This is a genomic window from Leptolyngbya sp. FACHB-1624 (assembly GCF_047649235.1).
Lineage (GTDB): Bacteria > Cyanobacteriota > Cyanobacteriia > Leptolyngbyales > Leptolyngbyaceae > Leptolyngbya > Leptolyngbya boryana.
In genome coordinates, this window is the sequence record NZ_CP180258.1 from 5,028,391 (window position 1) to 5,047,369 (window position 18,979).

Genomic DNA, 18,979 nt, shown 5'->3' on the forward strand with positions numbered 1-18,979 from the left:
ATCTCGACTTAATGCTTATCACTTGCGCCAGATAGTAAGAGCGACAATCCACCTAAAGCTGCAAGCGCGATCGTGCTGAACATTGCAGCCGGGTGTTTAGTGATTACATCGCTCACACTCGGCACTTCAAGCTGTTTGAAATCGCCTTCTACGCGATCGTATCCTTGCATCGGCTCGAACAGATTATTCGGTTCTTCACCCTTCTCGTCTGAGGTTCGCTGCCCGTCAAAGCTAATCGCGAGCAGAATCGCATCGACTAAGCTTGGCGAAATCCGTTGTGCTAAATCGAGCAATCGTCCCACATCTCCAACAATGTAGTCGCGCACTGGATGTTCAGCCGCATAGAGAATTGCATCTGTGACGAGACTCGGATTGTAGTAGGGCGGCAATCCCGTCGGTTTTACACCGAGCTTGGTTTTTCCTTTGTTGTAGAACGGTGTGTTAATCACCGAAGGTAGAATGTTCGCAACATTGATGTTGTTATATCCTTGATGCTTCAACTCAATGCGGAGGGCATCAAGAAAGCCTGCTGTGCCATGTTTAGAAGCAGAGTAAGGACTTTGGTAAGGTAGTGATCGCCGAGCTTCCATCGACGTAATATGAATCAGCGATCCACCTTTAGCGGCTTTTAAATGAGGTAAAGCAGCCATTGCTCCATACGCTTGCCCAGTCAAATTAACATCAATGACTCGCTTGAACTCTTCAGGAGAAATGCGATCGAACGTCGCAAACACACTCGTTGCTGCTGCATGTACCCAAGTATCAATCCGCCCAAATCGTTCAACGGTCTTATCTGCAACGGCTTTTACTTGATCAAAATCGGCTGTATCGGCTGGAACCGCGATCGCTTCTCCACCTTGCTGATAGATTGCTTCGACCAACGTTGCTAAGCCTTCTTGGCTCCGAGCAGAGACAACAACCTTTGCACCCTGCTCTGCAAACTTTAAGGCTGCATCGCGACCAATGCCACTCGATGCACCCATAATCGTGACAACTTGTTGACTAATCGGCTTTAAATTCATGCTTTTATCACTTTATTCAAGTTCGTCTTCTGTCATTCGTCGATCGTCGTAATCTTCAGAGGAACGCGGTTCAAGTTCCCAGCGGCGATCATCGCGATTTTCTAAAATCTCATTGGTATGCAGAAAGTTCCGGTCATCCATTTCTAGTCCAACGGCTCGACCGAGATCATCGACAATATCCATATCCGGAGTCATTGCTGTGCCGCCAACAGATTCATCCCCAACGGCGTTAGCTTGCTCGTAGTTCGCATCAATGTCTCCCCCGGTCAAATCAGGCGAAGCTTCATGAAGTTCGTGACGACGAGCCATCATCGTCCGACCGCCTATGTTGTATCCGGGTAGTTCTTCAACTCCAGTGCCATAAGACTCTGTATACTCTTGCGGAATGTCTCCGAAGTCCTGCTCGTCTTCCAAATCATCTAAATCATCGTCTTCTACTTCGCCGCCGAGGTCATTGAGCGACGCTTCTAAATCATCGAGATCAGTCGGATTTGGAAATGCTGAATCTTTGCTGTAGGTCATGATTGTGTTCTCCGTCTTAGAAAGCATCGCACTTTTGCAAGGTAACGAATTTGAGGACTTCTGCAACTCAGCAAATAGAAAGTTTGTTGATCCATCAAAAGTAAGAGCTTTGCTTCTGTCATCAGAGCGAGGAGCGATCGATACTCCCCTCTTACGCTAGGAGAGCATTGGGACACTGGGAGATATGGTGATGACTGAAGGATCGAAGCGAGTCGCGATCTTAATTGAGCAGGGAGTAGAGGATTCAGAGTTTCAACTTCCCTACACTGCTCTGAAAAAGGCAGGGGCTGAAGTTGTGGTGCTCGGATCGCGCATCAATGAAGAATACAAGGGCAAGCAAGGCAAGCTGACAACCAAAGCAGACGCAACGACAACAGAAGCGATTGCCACGGATTTTGATGCGGTCATTGTGCCGGGAGGACAAGCTCCTGACAAGATGCGAACAAACCTGAAGACCGTACAGTTCGTAGAAGATGCACTGGAGAATGGTGTTTTAGTTGCTTCAGTCTGTCACGGGCCGCAAGTGTTGATTGAAGGTGACATGCTGAAAGGCGTTCGTGCGACTGGATTTCGAGCCATTCGCAAAGATATGCAGAATGCAGGCGCAGAATTTGTAGATGAGCCTTTGGTGATCGATGACAACTTGATTACCTCGCGTCGTCCGGGAGATCTGCCGATTTTTGTCACAGCCATCTTACAGCACTTGGGATTGAGTATTCCTGATACAACCTTGCCGCCTGTGGGCGATATGGATGCAGGCTGGTGGAAACTCGGCGAAGATTGGGGTGGTTCTAGCAAGAGCGAGATTGTTCAGGCGATTAATACTGCACTTTCCGGCGAAAAATATGGATTAGAAGCATTCCAGCACTATTTGGATAATGCCGTAGATGATGCCATGAAAGAAGTATTCCAGGAGGTTTGCCAGCATAAGCAGCAGCATGTTCAACAATTAGAAGCAAGATTATCTGTCTTGGGTGAGCAGCCTTCTCTTACGGCAAATGTGAGTAATGTCTATGCAAGCATTAAGTCCTTTTTCCAAAACAATCAAACGGATGTAGAGATTCTGCGACGCGCGCTCGGCGATATCCAAACCGGAGTCGTCGATACCTACAATCTGCGGAATAAAATCACTGATCCGGCAACAGTCGAGATTTTTGATCAGATGGAAATTACTTTGGCGCGGGATGAATCTCGGATTGCCAATCTTTACAAGGATCGATTGGGCGAACGAACTCCTCAATCTCCGATGCCATCCAGTCGTCCTGCTGCAACAGGTGCGTAAATACAGGCTTGGAACTCGGAGGAAATTCCGAGTTCCGCTTTTTCAAACAGGTTTTCAAACAGGATGAATTATGGAAACTGAATCAAACAAAATTATCAATTCCTCAGAAACGCAGCCCCAGTCTCTAACTGATACCGAAAAGTGGGCATCGATCGTGGGCGGCAGTGCGATGGTGCTGTTTGGCTTGCAACAGCGATCGCTTAGAGGTGTATTAACTGCGATCGCAGGTGGAAGTCTTGCTTACCACGGTGCTACGGCTGAGAAAAGTCTGACCGACAAAGTATCCGATGCAGTGGGTATCAATCAATCACTGAAAGTTGAAAAGACCGTCACGATTAGAAAATCAGCCGAAGAACTTTACAACTACTGGCATAATTTCGAGAACCTACCGACATTCATGAAGCATGTGAAGTCGGTGACAGTCACGAATGGAACGCGATCGCATTGGATTGCTAATGCTCCATTAGGGCAGTCCGTTGAATGGGATGCAGACATTATCAAAGACGAACCGAATCATTTAATTGCTTGGGCATCAGCCGAAAACGCAGAAGTCAATAATTCAGGGTTTGTGCGGTTTAGCCCCGCTCCGGGCGATCGCGGAACCGAAGTCAAAGTCGTGCTGGAATACGACATTCCTGGGGGAAGAGTCAGCGCTGCGATCGCAAAACTGTTTGGTGAAGAACCAGAACAGCAGATTGGAGACGAACTTCGCCGCTTCAAGCAATTGATGGAAGCTGGAGAAATTGCAACGACGGAAGGGCAGCCTCGCTGTCATGGTTAATTTATCAAAGAGTCAATTATGAAAGCAGTCTGTTGGCACGGCGCAAACGATGTTCGCGTCGATAATGTGCCCGATCCTACCCTTCTGAATCCAAGAGATGCCATTCTCAAAGTTACAGCGACCACGATCTGCGGTTCAGACCTGCATATCTATGATGGCTACATTCCCTCCATGCAGCCCGGAGACATTATCGGGCATGAATTTATGGGGGAGATTGTCGAGACGGGGCGCGAAGTCAGAAAATTAAAAAAAGGCGATCGCGTTGTTGTTTCTTCGATTATTGGCTGTGGTCAATGTCACTATTGCAGCCATCACCAATGGTCATTGTGCGATAACTCAAATCCCAATGGTGCTTTACAAGAGCCAATCTTTGGGTTTGGAACTGCGGGAATTTTTGGCTATTCGCATCTGTTCGGGGGCTATGCTGGCTCACAAGCGCAGTATGTGCGGATTCCCTTCGCCGATCATGGCTGTATCAAAGTACCGGATGGCATGACCGACGAGCAGGCTTTACCGATTTCTGATGCCTTCCCCACGGGATATATGGGCGCAGATATGTGTGACATTAAGCCTGGAGATGTCGTTGCGGTCTGGGGCTGTGGGCCAGTTGGATTGTTTGCGATTAAGAGCGCCTATTTACTAGGAGCAGAAAAAGTAATCGCTATCGATCGCTTTCCAGAACGGTTACTGATGGCGAAAACACAGTGTAATGCAGAAGTCATCAACTATGAAGAAGTTGATGCGGGAGATGCACTCAAAGAAATGACAGGTGGACGTGGCCCCGATGCTTGTATCGATGCTGTCGGACTTGAGTCACATGGAACTGGGGTCATGGGTTTCTATGACGAAGTAAAACAGAGTGTTCGGCTTGAAACTGATCGACCTCACGTTCTGCGGCAAATGATTGTTGCTTGTAAGAAGGGCGGCGTGATTTCAGTGATGGGTGTCTATGCTGGCTTTGTCGATAAGATGCCGATGGGTGCTGCTTTTAATAAAGGTCTGACGTTCAAAATGGGTCAGATGCATGGACAGCGCTACATGCCGAAGCTGATTGATCATGTTCTCAAAGGTGAGATTGATCCAGCCTTTGTGTTTTCACATCACATGCCTTTGACTGAGGCAAAACAAGCTTACGAAATGTTCAAGCACAAAACCGATCAGTGCATTAAAGTTTTACTCCGACCTTAACTATGAAATTACTTCGCAAATTCTTTTCTACGATCGTTCTTAGTCTTATTCTCTTCGTCGGCTTCTCGAATATTCCTGCTCACGCTGCTATTACGCCTGGAGAAGCAAAAGGTGTTATTCGCGATTCTGGCAGCATGATGGAAGCAGCAGAAAAGCTCCGAGAAGCAGATTCAACAGCAGAAGTTCGCCAACAGTATAAATTCGACGGCGAAAACAAGATTCATACGGCTCAAGATCCGATCGCGAAAACTCAAGACAAACTAAAAGGCGCAGTTGAGAATGTGAAAGAAAAGATCAATCTAGATGAGCCTCTTCCACCTTCCACGAAAAATTTTCTGGGCAAACGCGAAGAAATCGGCGAGTCGAACGGCAAAACCTTGGTGAGAGAAGAGCCAGGTTCTTATCAACGCAATCGCCAAACTCAAGTCTTTACTGAGGAAAAATAGATGAAAGCACTTTGCTGGCATGGCGCGCTCGATGTCCGAGTCGATAACGTGCCTGATCCGAAAATTCTTAATCCCAGAGATGCGATCGTCAAAATTACTTCAACAGCAATTTGTGGTTCTGACCTGCATATCTATGATGGTTTCATTCCAACAATGCAGTCGGGCGATATTCTCGGTCATGAATTCATGGGTGAGATTGTTGAAGTTGGGCCTTCGGTAAAGAATCTGAAAATTGGCGATCGTGTCGTTGTTCCGTTTACGATCGCTTGTGGAAGCTGCGAATTCTGCCATCGCGATTTATGGTCACTGTGCGATAACTCGAATCCTAATGCTTGGCTGATTGAACCGTTGTATGGTCATTCTCCGGCTGGATTGTTTGGCTATTCACACTTCTTTGGTGGATATGCAGGCGGACAAGCAGAATATGTGCGAGTTCCCTTTGCAGACACAGGACTCTTCAAAGTGCCATCTGAGCTAACCGATGAACAGGTCTTGTTCTTAACGGATATTTTTCCGACAGGCTACATGGCTGCGGAGCATTGTGATATCAAACCAGGTCACGTTGTGGCAGTCTGGGGCTGTGGTCCAGTAGGGCAGTTTGCAATTAAGAGTGCTTTTCTACTCGGTGCAGAACGAGTGATTGCGATCGATCGTGTACCTGAGCGACTTGAACTTGCAAAACGCTATAGCGGGGCGGAAGTGCTTAACTATGAAGAAGTGGATGTAGGCGAAGCTGTCAAAGAACTGACGGGCGGGCGTGGCCCCGATTCAGTGATTGATGCTGTGGGCTTAGAAGCGCATGGAACCAACATTGATTACTGGATGGATAAAGCGAAGCAAGCGGTGAGATTGGAAACCGATCGACCTACAGCATTGCGGCAAGTCATTGTTGCTTGTAGTAAAGGTGGAACTGTTTCTGTACCGGGTGTCTATGGAGGCTTCATCGATAAAATGCCGATGGGTGCTGCCTTTAATAAAGGGCTAACCTTTAAGATGGGTCAAACTCATGTGCATCGATATCTTCAGCCGTTAATCGATCGGATTCAACGCGGAGAGATTGATCCGTCGTTTGTGGTGACGCACACTCTACCTTTAGAGCAAGCCCCTCACGGTTATGAGATCTTCAAGAAGAAGCAGGATAACTGCATTAAGGTTGTGTTGAAGCCTTAACGTCGAACTGCTGTGAACTGGTTGGATTCCCTCGTTCCTGCTAACAACAGGAATGAGGGAATCGTTTTAGGTATACTTCATACCAAGATTTAGCTAAGTCACAATCACGAACTTACCACTTGACAAGTCATAGCGTCCCCCAACAATTTTGAGTTTGCCTTCTTTGATCAAGCCAGCCAAGATAGTTGAACTCTCTGCCAGCCGCTCCGCCTGATATTGCACATTTGCGATAACTGCATTTTGCTGTAAGTCCCCCGTTTTCGCGACCACACGCGCAACAGCAGGCTTAATCTCTTCTACAAACGTACCTATGCGACCGGGTAAGGGGTCGCCTTTCGTGGCTGCTACGACTGCCCCACAACGGCTATGCCCCACGACTACAATGAGTTGCGAACCCAGTACAGCCGTAGAAAATTCTAAACTGCCGATCGCAGTTTGACTCGCCACATTTCCGGCAACGCGAACGACAAACAAATCTCCTAAGCCTTGATCAAACACGATTTCAGCAGGCACTCGCGAATCTGCACAGCCCAAAATCGACGCGAAGGGGTATTGAGCGACAGCAGTTTCTTGCAGACGCAAGCGAGATTGATTCGGGTTCTGTCGCTTCCCTTCCATAAAGCGCTGATTCCCTTCGAGCAGTCGCTTTATGGCAGCGTCTGGGCTAACAGGCTGAGGTTTGGTAGTAGGGTTTTGTGCTATTGATGCTTCTGGATGCCACAGAAGTCCGCTGCTGGCAGCAACACCCATTCCGCCTAATCCGGCAAGTTGCAGAAATGATCGTCGTCCAATAAATCCGTGTCTTTGAGTCATTTGATCAACCTCAAGCTACTATCATCAATGCAATTTTCTCTATCGATAGCATTGATGCAGGTGATGAGGAGACTATATCAGAATCACTGTTCACTTATTCAGCTAAGCCTGTCCATCCATACGAACTGGAGTTGAGGCTCAATCGAAGAGCAATCCTCTCTAACGATCGCGAATTGAATCAGGTTGGCAAGTACTCTTAACGCTTTGCAAGCGAATGTGCTAGGAAAAAGCTCGGAGGTAGTTAATTCACGAGCTTAGTAAAGTTCGTACTTCATCAACTGACAAGGTAATGCACCATTGTAAACTGCAAATCTTTGCGACGATCGCAGTCCGATCGATTGAGCAAGCTCCTTATTTCCGCTCAAAACAAATGCTGTCCAACCTTTGAAACGTTGCTTTAATACATTGCCTAAGCGTTTGTAGAATGCGCCTAAGTCGCTATCTCGACCTAAGCGCTCACCATAAGGTGGATTGCAAAACAGTACCCCACTATCTGCGGGTGCAGCAACGTCTTCTAGCTCGATCGTTGAAAAATAGACATGGTTTGATACCCCACAATTGGTCGCATTGACGATCGCTTGTTCAATTACTTCTGGATTGCGATCGCTGCCCCAAATCGGTGCAGGCAAACTTTCTTGCTGGCTCGCTTCTGCTGCTTTAATTAGCTCATCCAGTAAATTTAGATCAGCATCGAGCCAGGTTTCAAATCCAAATCGTTCACGAAATAGTCCTGGGGCAACATTTAGCGCTTTCAAACTTGCCTCTAAAGGCAATGTCCCAGACCCACAAAGCGGATCGTAAAACATTTGCTCTGGCTGCCATCCAGAGAGTTGGATCAATGCGGCTGCGAGTGATTCTTTTAGGGGAGCCGCACCAACGGCAGGGCGATATCCCCGACGATGCAAACTCTCACCTGAACTATCGAGGCTCACTGTGCAAAGGTCACGATCGATGTGTACTGTAACTTGCACATCGGGTGATTGCAATTCGACATTAGAGCGATCGCTAAATCGATCTTGCTGCTGATCAACGATCGCGTTTTTGACCTGAAGCGCTGTGAAATGAGTATGGTTGAGCTGTTGATTTTTACCTGTCGCCTTTACAGCTAAGGTCATATCGGGAGTTAGATACAATGACCAATCGATGGATTGCACTCCCCGATATAGGTCTTCCGAATCCTGACAGGGAAACTCATGTAACTTTATCAAAATCCGAAATGGTAATCTTGCCCAAAGGTTAACGCGATAGAGAAGATCACGATCGCCTGTGAATGAAACGCCACAAAATCCAGGCTCAATCGTTTTTGCTCCTAACTGCTCTAATTCCTGTGCAGCTAGGGATTCGAGTCCCCGCGCGACTGTTGCAAAATACTGATTCATCATTTAGAGCGCTTCTCTCACTAACTGTGCAGTTCGCTCTGCACTATCAATTATCGCGATCGACAATGCCTGCTGACTCATTGTTGCTAACCGAGCTGGATCATTCAATAGGTCAAGCACCGATTGCTGAAGTTGCTCGGCAGTCAATTCCGCTTGTCGAAACATCTCTGCTGCACCTACTCGAACCATTACCATCGCATTAAAAGCTTGATGATCCTCTGCGGCAAATGGATAAGGAATGAGAATTGCAGGCGTTCCTGTGACTAACAACTCAGTCACAGTTCCGGCTCCCGATCGACTAATTGCTAAATCGGCTCGCTGAAACAATGCCGCCATATTTTGATAGAACGGCAACGCTAAATACTGCGGATGCTGCAAGCTTTTTACGTCTGGATCGTTTTCTCCAGTCAAATGCACGACCCAAGCGCCTTTCTCAAACCAAGCAGGAGCCGCTTCGCGCACGAGTTTATTCATCGCGACTGCACCTTGACTGCCTCCGACCACCACAATTAGCGGCACGCCAGAGGGAATCGGCAAATCTGGCAATTCTGGATTAGCAAGTGCTGCTCGAAACTGCGATCGTACAGGCGTTCCCACTACAACGGTTTTTGCTTTCCGTAATGATTTGGCTGCGACATCAAACCCGATCGCCACAACGGTACACCAAGGCGCAAAAAATCGCGTCACTTTTCCGGGTAAAGCATTCGATTCATGCAAAATCACAGGCAATCCCAAGGTTCGAGCCGCGATAATTGCAGGTGCAGAGATGTATCCTCCAGTCGTCACTACGCCTTCAAACTTACCTCGCCGGATAATTTGGCGGACTTGACGAATCGAGTTGATCAAGCGAAATAGAATCTTCAGCGTCCCTAAGCCGAATTTTTGCTGAAAGCCTGCAACGGAGATTTTGTGCATCGGATAGCGATCGCCCACAAGTTGTGATTCTAGACGATCCGGAACTCCAAGCCATTCGATATGAAACTCTGGCAACTGTTCCGCAATTGCGATCGCAGGAAAAACATGTCCTCCTGTTCCACTAGCAGCAATCAGGAGACGGCGCGATTTAGGCTGATTTAACGAGGATTCCACGGCGAAATTAACAGAACACGAAGGGATTCTACCGCACTCTGGAAAGCATGACAGAAATTATTCTCAGTTCATGTTGGGAATTCGCCTCAGTCCTGAAAAACTTGCTCAATCTGGCAGTACTGTCTCTGCAAGCTCCATCGGTAATCCCACCAAAGATTTCACTCGCAGTTCCTGATAAAACTCATCCTGCGATAATTCCACTTTTGACTGTGCCGACAGCAGCAGTAGCGCCCAAAACACCCCAACTCGCTCATGATTTTCTGTATGATGCGGGTCAATTTTGTTGTTCCGTTCCTGCACTGCGACCCAAAACTCTAAAACCAATTCAAAATCAATCCAGTCTTTGCCATGCGAGACTTCTGACCAGTGATCCGCAAAAAATTCCTCGATCGCAACTGCCATCTCAGACAGATTTTCTTCATGCGCCAAAGCGGCGATCGTTTTAACGGCTTCGGCACGCGGAACTTTCAGCCGTTTCGTCCGAGGTCGCGGCTCCTTCTCTTCTAATGCCACTGCAATAATTTGCAGTTGCTCAATCAATTCTTTCAGCGTGACGCGCCGTCGTTGTGGCGGTTGAGCAACCGCGCGACGACGAAGTTGCCGTTCCAAATTCAAGGGCAAAACCGTTTGCCCAACTGCCATTTCATCAAAAAACTCTTCTTCCGGGAACTCCGAAACCTCTGGCGTAATCTCGACCTGTGCCAGCGTATTCGCTTTCAGCAATAGCAACATCGAGGCATAGAGAAACGCTTGCCCCGATTGAGAAAGATTTGCCTCATAGAGTTCGCGTCCAGTCGCCGGAGCAAGCTCACTGAGAAAGCGATCAATCACATCAATTACCTTCACGTCCCACGGATCGATTTCACCGCGTTCAGCCAGATCAATTAAAAGTGATATCGCATCTTGAGCGAGAGAAACTGCCATAAAATAGCTTGGAAATTAGCGGATCTTAACGCGTGCGAAATAGACGGCAGCCAGAATAATCAAGGCTAATAGCGTCAATGGTACACAAAAACTCCACGGACGACTCGATAAAAGATTAATCTGGCTGACTGAGTTTGTCACGTCGATCGGCATTTCTCCAAAGTTCATAGTGGGGAGTGGGGAGATGTGGAGCAGCAACCATGATTTCAGATCTTCACCCTATTCCCCCATTCCCCTACTGCGCATAAACCTCTGCATCTTGAACATTCGATGCCGCAGGCAATAGACGTTGCTGCTCTTCCAGTTCAGCCTTATACCGTTGGATATCGTCTTCGAGTTCATGAATCCGCTCGTCTCGAACGGTGACTTCTTTGCCGATTTCAACGGTATGTTGGACGTGCGACCAAACACTAAACACCCAAGCTAAAACTGCACCAATTCCGGCTGAGAGAATCAACTCGACCGATAAAGGGGCTTGAAACTGAATGTTTTTAACAATGTGAATCACGACAGGCTCGGTGTTTTCGATGCCGAATAACACCAAAGCTAAGCAGATGACAAAAATGATTACAAAATTTACTTGTCTCATCGTTTGATGCTCCGAATCACGCCGCTAGTTTAGCAAGATTCAGCAGAAACTAATTTGAAGAAAATCTAAGTAAATGATTAAACAGTTCTGCCCCCGCTGCACGATCGCGGTTACTCAATTTGAGTTTAAGCGGGTGGCAGTTCTTTCTCAGGGGGAATCACGATCGCTGAATTTCCCTGAACGATCGCATCAATGATGCCCTTAATCGTTCCTGCAATTGGAACTGCCACAATGATGCCTAACACTCCCGCCACCTGAAGTCCAATCAATAATGCAATAAAAATCCACAAAGGATTTAACCCCGTAAAATCTCCCATAATCTTGGGCGCAATCAGATTGTCTCGAATTTGCTGAAGCACGATCGCAGCGAATGCCACCTGAACGGCAAGCCAACCGCTCTGAAACGCTACCAATAACGTCACAAGACCAATTCCCAAGGTCGCACCGATAAATGGAATAATTTCCGCAACGCCGATGATCAGCGCAAACACTAACGTAAACGGCACTTTCAATGCGGTAAAGACTGGGATCACCGCTAACGCCATAAACAGTGCTAGGACAATTTGACTCAAGAAGAAGTTATGAAAATTTGTTCTCAGCGATCGACTCAACGGAACCGAAAACTTCGCTGGAATCAGATTTAAGAATCCAGTCCAAAGTTGTCCGCCGTACATCAACATATAAAACGCCAGCACAATCACCAGAACCGTATCGACTAAGCCTGTTACGGTTCCCAATGCCAGCCCTAAAGCTTGCGGGGCAATGTTTTGCAACTGGTTCTCAATCTGTGTACTCAGCCGTCCGCCAAATCCCTTAAGATCGATCGGATAATTTCGCGCTTTCGCCCAATTGTCCCAAAATTCTAAATTTGATTGGCTCAATTCTAACCAACCCGGAATTTTCCCCAAGAGTTGGGTGGTCTGGGTGAGCAAAATCGGCATCAAAGTTGTCGCCAAAATCGCCACAAGCGCGATCGTCATCACGATCACAATCACGATCGCTCCTTGCCGTTTAATCCGAAGTCTCTCAAAGGCTTGGACGGGATAATCGAGGAGAAACGCCAGAATTGCCGCGATCGTCAACACAGTAAATAGGTGATCAAAATATGACACGACCCATCCAAGCAGATAGACATTCAAGGCAATAATTGGACCACTTAGCCCAATCATCAACAAGCGCTGTAAATCGTGAGAAGGACGAGCCATATTGCCTTAACTCACTGTCACTGGCTGCTGTTTTTTGAAAAAGATTCCAGCCGCTACGATCGCCGCAATCACCAACGCTCCGATGCCCAATGGGTTAGGCATCCAAAATGCCGTTTCAATATGATTTTGTACACCCGGTTGAAGTGTCCAAATCAATTGTTTGCCGTTTCGACGAGCCGGAATCACCACCCCATTCTTTGTCCGGTTCAGACTCTGTGCGCCCCACGGAGCCTCGACGCTAAACTGCAAATCTAGCAATGAATTTGGACTAATTGGACTGTCTGCAGCAATTCCTAGCGATCGTAGATCGATGTCATAAATCAATCGCGTCCGCTCCAAGACAATGAAATTTCCTTGCTGCACCACAAATTTAGAATCGATTTGTGGCAATTCCAGGGATTTCTTGCCGCGAACTTTTGCCGCAAGTTCTGTGCTGAAAAACTCGTTAAATTTCTTCTCTAAGTCTTGCCCGTTGCTAAATGGAATGGTGGCAATGATCTCATTACTGGAGACTTTGCGAATTTTGCCCTGCAATTTGCGAGTGCGTTGCTCAATATTGGCGAGCCAAGTTTGAGATGTCCCACTGGTCAATAAGCGATCGTCAAGCTGAATTTTTTGGACGATCGTGCCCCCATTTGGACTATCAAACTTCACCCCGACATCGTAGTTGACACAGCCGGACGTGATCAGACAAACGATACACAAAACGATGAAATGTTTGAGCAAGCGAGCGAGTTTAGCAATCATATCGGGGGCGATTCAGTCAGTGTCTTCTATGATGTACCACGATGCGAGGTATAAATCCCTAACTTAGCCAAACTAAACCTGCAATAATCGCGATCGCGGCGATTAATGCTACCCAAATAAAAGCGTTGTCTTGGGTATTCACTTGGCTAAGATCAACTTCTTCCGGCACAATCGGTTTTTTCGGCTCCACTCGTCTGGTTGGCTTTGTTGGCGCAAATTTAGACCGTCCAAAATCGCGATCGGATTCATTTTCATCGATTCCTTCTAAATTTGGAATTTCGGTGAGCCATTCCGGTCGCGTCTTTAATCGTGGCGCTTCTAGAATGTAGAGCAAGCGTTTGCCCTGCTTACGGGTGGTCAAATCTGGATGTTGGCAAGCTTTGCGACACAGGGTAATTGCTTCAGTTCTCTGCCCTGCTGCTTCGTAAGCGGTCACTAACCAAATTTGCATCTCGCCCCCAAGTTTAGACCCTGGTTCGACCAGCGCATTCGATCGCTCTAAAGCGGTGACTGCTTGCCGATAATCTCCCCGCTCAAAAGCTGCTTTTCCTGCTTGATATTCCCGTTGTGCAAGCTCTTTCTGTTCTGTTGTCATGCCGAAAATTGAACCATTCGCCTTCTCTCAGGGTATCGAAAATTTAAGACCTCTGTTTCGCTTTCAATTCGTGGGGAAGCTCTGAATCTTGCGTATAAGCGCGAATTTCGTTGGTTTCTCCCCAAGCTGTCCAGGCTTCTAGGGTTCTCGCTGCCCCGAGTTTTTCGCCTTTTTGATCGAACAGTTCTACCCATCCATCGCTGCCATCGGTGCTGACGGTGACTGCAAACACTTCTTGATTTTGAAGTTTCTCGATCGTGGCTGTGACCGATCCCCAATCTGCGGCTTCGACTTCTTCGACGTAGTAATCATAAGCATTGAGAACAGGTTTAGGAACCATCGATCGTTCTTCTTCATCGGTCAAATTCAAAGTGATCGAAGGGTTCGCCTGAAAAGACTGTGCGCCATCTGCCTGCGCTTGATAGTCATTTGCAACCTTATTTGTCCAAATTTCTCGAACAGTTTCAGCCCACTCACTCATAAATCCATCCAAGGTTTTCAGCCTAAAATATCGTCTCATAGGGCAATCCAGGAGACCAGGTTGCTACAGAAAAATATATGCAACGCCCAAAATCCTTCGCTCTGAATATGCTTCGTAGAAATCTCGATATGGAACTCATTGCTGAAGTGACTGGCTTGACGATCGCTGAAATTCAAATCCTTCAATCTCAGCAACAGCAAGATTAATTGCTATCCTCAAACAAAAAAGAGGTGCAGACTCACTACACCTCTCTTCAGAAAAGTTGGAGAACAATTTACCACTTGAGTAAATTGAATTGTTCCATATCGACCGTATCGCGGTTCCGATAAATCGCTAGCACGATCGCTAACCCAACTGCCGCTTCTGCAGCCGCGATCGTAATCACGAAAATCGTAAACATCTGACCTTTGATCTCTTGCGGATCAAGATAGTTAGAAAACGCCATCAAATTCAAATTCACAGCGTTCAGCATCAACTCGATCGACATCAGGACTCGAACCGCATTTCGGCTCGTCACCAGACCATATACGCCAATGCAGAACAACGCGGCTGCAATGAGTAAGAAATATTGAAGTTGCATCGTTCAAAGTCCTTAGTTTTCAGGGTTGTTCTGTCCAGCGGGAACCAACTCTCGCGGACGCTCTGGCAAAGTTAAAGCGGTATCCGCATCCTCCTCATCCGGCAGAAACTCACGACGCGCCAGCACGATCGCGCCAACTAATGCCATCAGCAACAAAATCGATGCCAACTCAAACGGCAAGAGGAAATCGGTAAAGAAATGCAGCCCGATCGTAATAATCGAACTCTCGACCGGAACCGCTGTTGAAATCGCCCAAGGAGTCGTCAACACCATTGCGCTCAGCAGCGCAAAGATTCCAGCACAGACGAGTGCAGTTGCCGCCCGACGAATCCAAGACTTTGCAATCGGTTGAAATGCCTCGCGCTTGTTCACCAACATAATCGCGAACAAAATCAAGACGTTGACCGCCCCGACGTAAATCAAAACTTGCGCCGCCGCTACGAAGTCTGCATTCAGCAGCAAATACAGTCCTGCAATGCTAATAAAAACGCCGCCTAAAAGAAAGGCAGAATAAACAACATTTTCCAGTAAAACGACCCCGATCGCAGTGCCAATCATCATGGCTGCTAGGATCGCGAACGATACAATTTGAACACCTTCCGCTAAATTCACGGTCTCTCTCCCTAAATACCAAGGCGGGGCAGTCACGCCCCAACGAACATCTATTGCTGTGATTGTTCAACAATCTCTTCAGGACGCAAGCCAGCCCGACGCGAACCAGCAGGTAGATCATGCGGATCGGTCACACCCTTAGGTAAGTATGCAAACTCACGCAACGGGGTCACCATCGGATCATTCGTCACTTTGTACGGCAGGCGACCCAATGCAACACTGTCGTAGTTCAGCTCATGTCGATCGTAGGTAGACAGCTCATATTCTTCTGTCATGGATAAACAATTCGTGGGGCAATATTCCACGCAGTTTCCACAGAAAATACAAACGCCGAAATCAATACTGTAATGATTGAGTTTCTTTTTCTTGGTTTCTTTGTTGAATTCCCAATCTACAACCGGCAAGTTGATCGGGCAAACCCGCACACAGACTTCGCAAGCAATACACTTGTCAAATTCAAAGTGAATCCGTCCCCGGAAGCGCTCAGAAAGAATCAGCTTTTCGTAAGGATACTGAACGGTGATAGGGCGACGGCGCATGTGGTCAAAGGTCACAGACAAGCCTTGACCGATATACTTGCCTGCTTGGATCGCCTCTTTCGTGTAATCACCGACTTGTTTGAGAAATTTCATCATGATGGGTGTTCTCCAGTTCGAGAGGATTAGCCGCCAAACGCGACCGGGAATGCCAGTTTCAAACCTGCGGTGATCAGCAAGTTGACAAGCGAGACGGGAAGTAGAAACTTCCAGCCGAGGTCGAGCAGTTGGTCAATCCGCACACGGGGCACAGTCCAACGCATCAAAATCGCCAGGAAGATCAAGAAATAAGCCTTCAAGAGCGTCATTCCAATGCCGATCGTGGCGAAAATCAACTGCAACCAAGGAGTCGATTCGGGCACGCCAATCAGTCCGGAGATGACACTTAGCGAAATTGGGAATTCCCAACCACCCAGGTAAAGGACAGCAAACAGCAAGGCTGAGAGTGTCAAGTTCACATAAGACCCCAGATAGAACAGGGCAAACTTCATGCCTGAATATTCAGTCTGATACCCTGCAACGAGTTCTTCTTCCGCTTCTGGTAAGTCAAAGGGAATCCGCTCACATTCTGCCAGAGCCGCAATCCAGAAAATAATAAATCCAACCGGTTGCCGCCAAATATTCCAGCCCAGAATTCCGTAGCCCGCTTGCTGATTGACGATATCAACCGTACTCAGCGAGTTCGACATCATGACAACGGCTAAAACTGATAGTGCCAGCGGCAGTTCATAGCTAATCGACTGAGCCGCAGCCCGCAATCCACCCAGCAGCGAGTATTTGTTATTCGAGGCATAGCCCGACATCAAAAGCCCGATCGGCACAACGCTCGATAAGGCAATCCAGAGGAAAATTCCCAGCCCGACATCGGTGATTTGAAGGTTTTGTCCAAACGGCAGAATCAAGTAGGACAAAAAGACGGGAATAACCACGATCGCGGGACCTAGGGTAAAGAGCAGCTTATCTGCTTTCGCCGGAACCACATCTTCTTTCAATACGAGTTTTAAGCCATCCGCAAGCGGGGCGAGAACGCCGAGCGGTCCGATGAATTCAGGACCAATCCGCTGTTGCGCGGCGGCTGAGATTTTCCGTTCTAGCCACACCACAACCAGAACGCTGACCGTCGCTGCAACCAGCATGATCAGCATCGGCAATGGCATCCAGAGGGCTTTTGCTGCCCCGGCGGGGATGCCAAGGCTCTGCACAGTTTCAATAAAGGTTCCTTGAAGGTCAATTCCTGGGTTCATGGTTCCCAACGCAGTAAGAAGGCAGCGTTGAGAGGAGTAGATCTTCTCGACATGAAGATTTATCGATGCTCTCAACGTCTTTCAGTATAGCGGTCGGACTGGGTGCGAAACGTATCGAACTACTGAATTTCTGCCGATTTGAGCCATCAAAGTATCTGATGCAGCGGATTGAGTAAATTGAATGGTTCAGCCGATAAGGCCTGCTAATACTCTATATTGTCTAGGAAATTATCCCTAGTCAGAATTTGTAAAAATAAAAGAAACCCCCAGAAGCAAGATTCCTGAGGGCTGGAGTTCCTGAAAATCGTCACGTTGTTATAGTTGCAAGGGATTGGGGAATCTGCAAGAGGGGTCTAACCCATCATCGAAATTACGCAATCTTTATCCTCGTTTCTCGATCGTGGTGTAAGGCTGCCCATGTAGCCCCGTGTAAATCTGCGTCGGACGGAAGATCCGGTTTTCTGCAAGCTGCTCTTTCCAATGCGCTAACCAGCCTGCAGCGCGGGAAATTGCAAACACAGGCGTAAACAGATCGGTGGGAATGCCCAACTTGCGATACACCAGTCCCGAGTAAAAATCGACATTCGGGTAAATCCCTTTATGCCCCAGTTTTTCCTCGACCGCTTTCTCCAATTCAACTGCGATATCGTAATACTTGTCTTGCCCAAATTTGTCGAATAGCTGTTCAGCCAGCTGTTGCAGAATGATCGCTCTTGGATCTTTCACCTTGTAAACCCGGTGCCCAAATCCCATGATCCGATCTTTGCGCTCCAACCGATCTTGTAAGAATGGGCGGACATTCTCAACTGATCCAATTTCTTCCAGCATCAAAATGACTTCCTCGCTGGCTCCTCCATGTAGTGGGCCTGCCAGCGTTCCCACGGCTGAAGCAATCACTGCGTAAGGATCAGTGAGCGTCGAAGCGGTCACCATCGCTGAAAAGGTGGATGCGTTGATCGTGTGTTCAGCATGCAAAGTCAAGCTGATATCGAAAATTCGAGCGGCGAAGGGATCTGGCTCCTGCTCATTCAACATGTAAAGAAAGTTTGCAGCATACCCCAAATCATCTCGAGGCTGAACGGGGTCATTTCCTTTCCGCATCAGTTGAAATGCTGCGACCATCGTTGGAATCTTTGCCAGGATTCGCACGACAGCTTCTCGGATGTAGGTCGGATCATCGAGCGCCCGTTTCGAGTAGAACAAACCCAACGCCGCAGCACAGGCTTGCAGAGCATCCATGGGATGCCCCGACTCCGGAAAACACTTCATCATGTCGCGAATTCTGTACTTTAAGCGACGATGAAACTGAATTTCATGCTCAAACTCTGCCAAAGTGTCACGGTTTGGCAATTCGTTCCAAATCAGAAGATACGCAGTTTCTAAAAAGGTATTCTGCTCTTGCATCGCGAGATCCTGAATCGGAATGCCGCGATACTCCAGAATTCCTTTCTGCCCATCCACAAAGCTAATGCTGGACTGAGTTGCAGGAATGCCCTCTAGACCTGCCCTAAATTCGACAGTCATGTTTACGGTATGGCTAATGTAAGACTCACAAGTTAACTTACCAGATCTCCTGGCAAGCTTTGTCCAGAACAAACCTGTTCAGAATTTTTTAACAGTTTTCCTCACCTACTGAAATAGCACAGTTTGGTGTTAAAGATTACAAATTTGAGATATGAATCTGTAAACAATTGCGGTTTTTTATAAAAGCTAATACTATCGAGTTAGAAAGCTTTACATCTTGACGAAATTGCATCTACCACCTTGCCAACTG

At 47.5% G+C, this 18,979-nt stretch carries 23 protein-coding genes; 6 read left to right on the forward strand and 17 right to left on the reverse strand.

Translation table 11 applies throughout. The features are described from left to right. Window positions 1-8 precede the first annotated feature (8 nt). Together ACMUEV_RS23940 and ACMUEV_RS23945 are read right to left on the reverse strand one after the other, a co-directional pair. Window positions 9-1,022, reverse strand: a complete 1,014-nt coding sequence (locus ACMUEV_RS23940) for an SDR family oxidoreductase (protein ID WP_190653584.1) — start codon at window positions 1,020-1,022, stop codon at window positions 9-11. Window positions 1,023-1,034: 12 nt separating this feature from the next. After that, window positions 1,035-1,544 carry a DUF6335 family protein gene (locus ACMUEV_RS23945; protein ID WP_017286576.1) on the reverse strand — a complete coding sequence of 170 codons (510 nt, stop codon included), beginning with the start codon at window positions 1,542-1,544 and terminating at the stop codon, window positions 1,035-1,037. 190 nt (window positions 1,545-1,734) lie between these two features. Here ACMUEV_RS23945 and ACMUEV_RS23950 point away from each other — a divergent pair, with 190 nt between their 5' ends. From ACMUEV_RS23950 to ACMUEV_RS23970, 5 genes are all read left to right on the forward strand, one after another. Beyond that, window positions 1,735-2,826, forward strand: a complete 1,092-nt coding sequence (locus ACMUEV_RS23950) for a DJ-1/PfpI/YhbO family deglycase/protease (RefSeq protein ID WP_242044871.1) — start codon at window positions 1,735-1,737, stop codon at window positions 2,824-2,826. Between the two features lie 70 nt (window positions 2,827-2,896). Beyond that, window positions 2,897-3,607 carry an SRPBCC family protein gene (locus ACMUEV_RS23955; RefSeq protein ID WP_190653586.1) on the forward strand — a complete coding sequence of 237 codons (711 nt, stop codon included), beginning with the start codon at window positions 2,897-2,899 and terminating at the stop codon, window positions 3,605-3,607. Window positions 3,608-3,625: 18 nt separating this feature from the next. Continuing rightward, entirely contained in the window at window positions 3,626-4,795 is a 1,170-nt protein-coding gene (locus ACMUEV_RS23960; protein ID WP_190653587.1) for a zinc-dependent alcohol dehydrogenase, read from the forward strand. A 2-nt stretch (window positions 4,796-4,797) separates the two neighbouring features. Further along, complete coding sequence (locus ACMUEV_RS23965; protein WP_190653588.1) at window positions 4,798-5,241, forward strand: hypothetical protein; 444 nt, start codon at window positions 4,798-4,800, stop codon at window positions 5,239-5,241. Next, window positions 5,242-6,411 (forward strand): zinc-dependent alcohol dehydrogenase, encoded by a 1,170-nt coding sequence (locus ACMUEV_RS23970; RefSeq protein WP_017286570.1) that lies wholly within the window; start codon window positions 5,242-5,244, stop codon window positions 6,409-6,411. A 93-nt stretch (window positions 6,412-6,504) separates the two neighbouring features. On the opposite strand, the gene ACMUEV_RS23975 is transcribed toward ACMUEV_RS23970, so the two are convergent. The 10 genes from ACMUEV_RS23975 to ACMUEV_RS24020 all read right to left on the reverse strand — a co-directional run bounded on the left by ACMUEV_RS23975 (window position 6,505) and on the right by ACMUEV_RS24020 (window position 14,272). Next, complete coding sequence (locus ACMUEV_RS23975; protein ID WP_190653589.1) at window positions 6,505-7,224, reverse strand: carbonic anhydrase; 720 nt, start codon at window positions 7,222-7,224, stop codon at window positions 6,505-6,507. A 254-nt stretch (window positions 7,225-7,478) separates the two neighbouring features. Then, the gene (locus ACMUEV_RS23980) at window positions 7,479-8,606 is read right to left on the reverse strand and encodes a THUMP domain-containing class I SAM-dependent RNA methyltransferase (RefSeq protein WP_415354685.1); all 1,128 of its coding nucleotides are present in this window, start codon (window positions 8,604-8,606) and stop codon (window positions 7,479-7,481) included. Next, entirely contained in the window at window positions 8,607-9,692 is a 1,086-nt protein-coding gene (gene murG / locus ACMUEV_RS23985; protein WP_190653590.1) for an undecaprenyldiphospho-muramoylpentapeptide beta-N-acetylglucosaminyltransferase, read from the reverse strand. It abuts the gene before it with no gap. A 105-nt stretch (window positions 9,693-9,797) separates the two neighbouring features. Beyond that, window positions 9,798-10,616, reverse strand: a complete 819-nt coding sequence (locus ACMUEV_RS23990; protein ID WP_017286566.1) for a segregation/condensation protein A — start codon at window positions 10,614-10,616, stop codon at window positions 9,798-9,800. 15 nt (window positions 10,617-10,631) lie between these two features. Beyond that, the gene (locus tag ACMUEV_RS23995) at window positions 10,632-10,784 is read right to left on the reverse strand and encodes a hypothetical protein (RefSeq protein ID WP_154660823.1); all 153 of its coding nucleotides are present in this window, start codon (window positions 10,782-10,784) and stop codon (window positions 10,632-10,634) included. Window positions 10,785-10,851: 67 nt separating this feature from the next. Next, window positions 10,852-11,205 carry a LapA family protein gene (locus ACMUEV_RS24000; protein ID WP_017286565.1) on the reverse strand — a complete coding sequence of 118 codons (354 nt, stop codon included), beginning with the start codon at window positions 11,203-11,205 and terminating at the stop codon, window positions 10,852-10,854. Window positions 11,206-11,330: 125 nt separating this feature from the next. Then, the gene (locus tag ACMUEV_RS24005; RefSeq protein WP_017286564.1) at window positions 11,331-12,410 is read right to left on the reverse strand and encodes an AI-2E family transporter; all 1,080 of its coding nucleotides are present in this window, start codon (window positions 12,408-12,410) and stop codon (window positions 11,331-11,333) included. Between the two features lie 6 nt (window positions 12,411-12,416). Further along, window positions 12,417-13,157: a DUF3153 domain-containing protein gene (locus ACMUEV_RS24010; protein WP_190653591.1), complete on the reverse strand. Its 741-nt coding sequence runs from the start codon at window positions 13,155-13,157 to the stop codon at window positions 12,417-12,419. 58 nt (window positions 13,158-13,215) lie between these two features. Then, the gene (locus tag ACMUEV_RS24015; RefSeq protein ID WP_017286562.1) at window positions 13,216-13,752 is read right to left on the reverse strand and encodes a tetratricopeptide repeat protein; all 537 of its coding nucleotides are present in this window, start codon (window positions 13,750-13,752) and stop codon (window positions 13,216-13,218) included. A 43-nt stretch (window positions 13,753-13,795) separates the two neighbouring features. Next, window positions 13,796-14,272, reverse strand: coding sequence for a hypothetical protein (locus ACMUEV_RS24020; protein ID WP_190653592.1), 477 nt, complete (start codon window positions 14,270-14,272; stop codon window positions 13,796-13,798). A 38-nt stretch (window positions 14,273-14,310) separates the two neighbouring features. Here ACMUEV_RS24020 and ACMUEV_RS24025 point away from each other — a divergent pair, with 38 nt between their 5' ends. Then, window positions 14,311-14,439: a hypothetical protein gene (locus tag ACMUEV_RS24025; protein ID WP_277880477.1), complete on the forward strand. Its 129-nt coding sequence runs from the start codon at window positions 14,311-14,313 to the stop codon at window positions 14,437-14,439. A gap of 68 nt (window positions 14,440-14,507) precedes the next feature. Here the strand turns inward: ACMUEV_RS24025 and nuoK are convergent, their stop codons facing one another. The 5 genes from nuoK to ACMUEV_RS24050 form a co-directional block, all read right to left on the reverse strand. Continuing rightward, window positions 14,508-14,813 (reverse strand): NADH-quinone oxidoreductase subunit NuoK, encoded by a 306-nt coding sequence (gene nuoK, locus ACMUEV_RS24030; RefSeq protein ID WP_017286559.1) that lies wholly within the window; start codon window positions 14,811-14,813, stop codon window positions 14,508-14,510. Window positions 14,814-14,825: 12 nt separating this feature from the next. Further along, window positions 14,826-15,425: an NADH-quinone oxidoreductase subunit J gene (locus ACMUEV_RS24035; RefSeq protein ID WP_190653593.1), complete on the reverse strand. Its 600-nt coding sequence runs from the start codon at window positions 15,423-15,425 to the stop codon at window positions 14,826-14,828. Between the two features lie 50 nt (window positions 15,426-15,475). Beyond that, window positions 15,476-16,057, reverse strand: coding sequence for an NAD(P)H-quinone oxidoreductase subunit I (gene ndhI / locus ACMUEV_RS24040; RefSeq protein ID WP_199329744.1), 582 nt, complete (start codon window positions 16,055-16,057; stop codon window positions 15,476-15,478). Window positions 16,058-16,086: 29 nt separating this feature from the next. Then, window positions 16,087-17,205 carry an NADH-quinone oxidoreductase subunit NuoH gene (nuoH, locus tag ACMUEV_RS24045; RefSeq protein WP_017286556.1) on the reverse strand — a complete coding sequence of 373 codons (1,119 nt, stop codon included), beginning with the start codon at window positions 17,203-17,205 and terminating at the stop codon, window positions 16,087-16,089. Between the two features lie 381 nt (window positions 17,206-17,586). Continuing rightward, a complete protein-coding gene (locus ACMUEV_RS24050; protein ID WP_017286555.1) occupies window positions 17,587-18,729 on the reverse strand; it encodes a citrate synthase in 1,143 nt (380 codons plus the stop codon). Window positions 18,730-18,979 lie beyond the last annotated feature (250 nt).

Excerpts from the sequence above, each read along its gene's own strand:
- ACMUEV_RS24000 (WP_017286565.1), bottom strand. The coding sequence starts at position 11,205 with ATGAGACAAGTAAATTTTGTAATCATTTTTGTCATCTGCTTAGCTTTG.
- ACMUEV_RS23950 (WP_242044871.1), top strand. The coding sequence starts at position 1,735 with ATGACTGAAGGATCGAAGCGAGTCGCGATCTTAATTGAGCAGGGAGTA.
- ACMUEV_RS23960 (WP_190653587.1), top strand. The coding sequence starts at position 3,626 with ATGAAAGCAGTCTGTTGGCACGGCGCAAACGATGTTCGCGTCGATAAT.
- ACMUEV_RS23970 (WP_017286570.1), top strand. The coding sequence starts at position 5,242 with ATGAAAGCACTTTGCTGGCATGGCGCGCTCGATGTCCGAGTCGATAAC.
- nuoH (WP_017286556.1), bottom strand. The coding sequence starts at position 17,205 with ATGAACCCAGGAATTGACCTTCAAGGAACCTTTATTGAAACTGTGCAG.
- ACMUEV_RS23975 (WP_190653589.1), bottom strand. The coding sequence starts at position 7,224 with ATGACTCAAAGACACGGATTTATTGGACGACGATCATTTCTGCAACTT.
- ACMUEV_RS23945 (WP_017286576.1), bottom strand. The coding sequence starts at position 1,544 with ATGACCTACAGCAAAGATTCAGCATTTCCAAATCCGACTGATCTCGAT.
- ndhI (WP_199329744.1), bottom strand. The coding sequence starts at position 16,057 with ATGAAATTTCTCAAACAAGTCGGTGATTACACGAAAGAGGCGATCCAA.
- ACMUEV_RS23955 (WP_190653586.1), top strand. The coding sequence starts at position 2,897 with ATGGAAACTGAATCAAACAAAATTATCAATTCCTCAGAAACGCAGCCC.
- ACMUEV_RS24020 (WP_190653592.1), bottom strand. The coding sequence starts at position 14,272 with ATGAGACGATATTTTAGGCTGAAAACCTTGGATGGATTTATGAGTGAG.
- ACMUEV_RS23965 (WP_190653588.1), top strand. The coding sequence starts at position 4,798 with ATGAAATTACTTCGCAAATTCTTTTCTACGATCGTTCTTAGTCTTATT.
- ACMUEV_RS23995 (WP_154660823.1), bottom strand. The coding sequence starts at position 10,784 with ATGAACTTTGGAGAAATGCCGATCGACGTGACAAACTCAGTCAGCCAG.
- ACMUEV_RS24025 (WP_277880477.1), top strand. The coding sequence starts at position 14,311 with ATGCAACGCCCAAAATCCTTCGCTCTGAATATGCTTCGTAGAAATCTC.
- ACMUEV_RS23980 (WP_415354685.1), bottom strand. The coding sequence starts at position 8,606 with ATGATGAATCAGTATTTTGCAACAGTCGCGCGGGGACTCGAATCCCTA.
- ACMUEV_RS23990 (WP_017286566.1), bottom strand. The coding sequence starts at position 10,616 with ATGGCAGTTTCTCTCGCTCAAGATGCGATATCACTTTTAATTGATCTG.
- ACMUEV_RS24015 (WP_017286562.1), bottom strand. The coding sequence starts at position 13,752 with ATGACAACAGAACAGAAAGAGCTTGCACAACGGGAATATCAAGCAGGA.
- nuoK (WP_017286559.1), bottom strand. The coding sequence starts at position 14,813 with ATGCAACTTCAATATTTCTTACTCATTGCAGCCGCGTTGTTCTGCATT.
- ACMUEV_RS24005 (WP_017286564.1), bottom strand. The coding sequence starts at position 12,410 with ATGGCTCGTCCTTCTCACGATTTACAGCGCTTGTTGATGATTGGGCTA.
- ACMUEV_RS24010 (WP_190653591.1), bottom strand. The coding sequence starts at position 13,157 with ATGATTGCTAAACTCGCTCGCTTGCTCAAACATTTCATCGTTTTGTGT.
- ACMUEV_RS24050 (WP_017286555.1), bottom strand. The coding sequence starts at position 18,729 with ATGACTGTCGAATTTAGGGCAGGTCTAGAGGGCATTCCTGCAACTCAG.
- ACMUEV_RS23940 (WP_190653584.1), bottom strand. The coding sequence starts at position 1,022 with ATGAATTTAAAGCCGATTAGTCAACAAGTTGTCACGATTATGGGTGCA.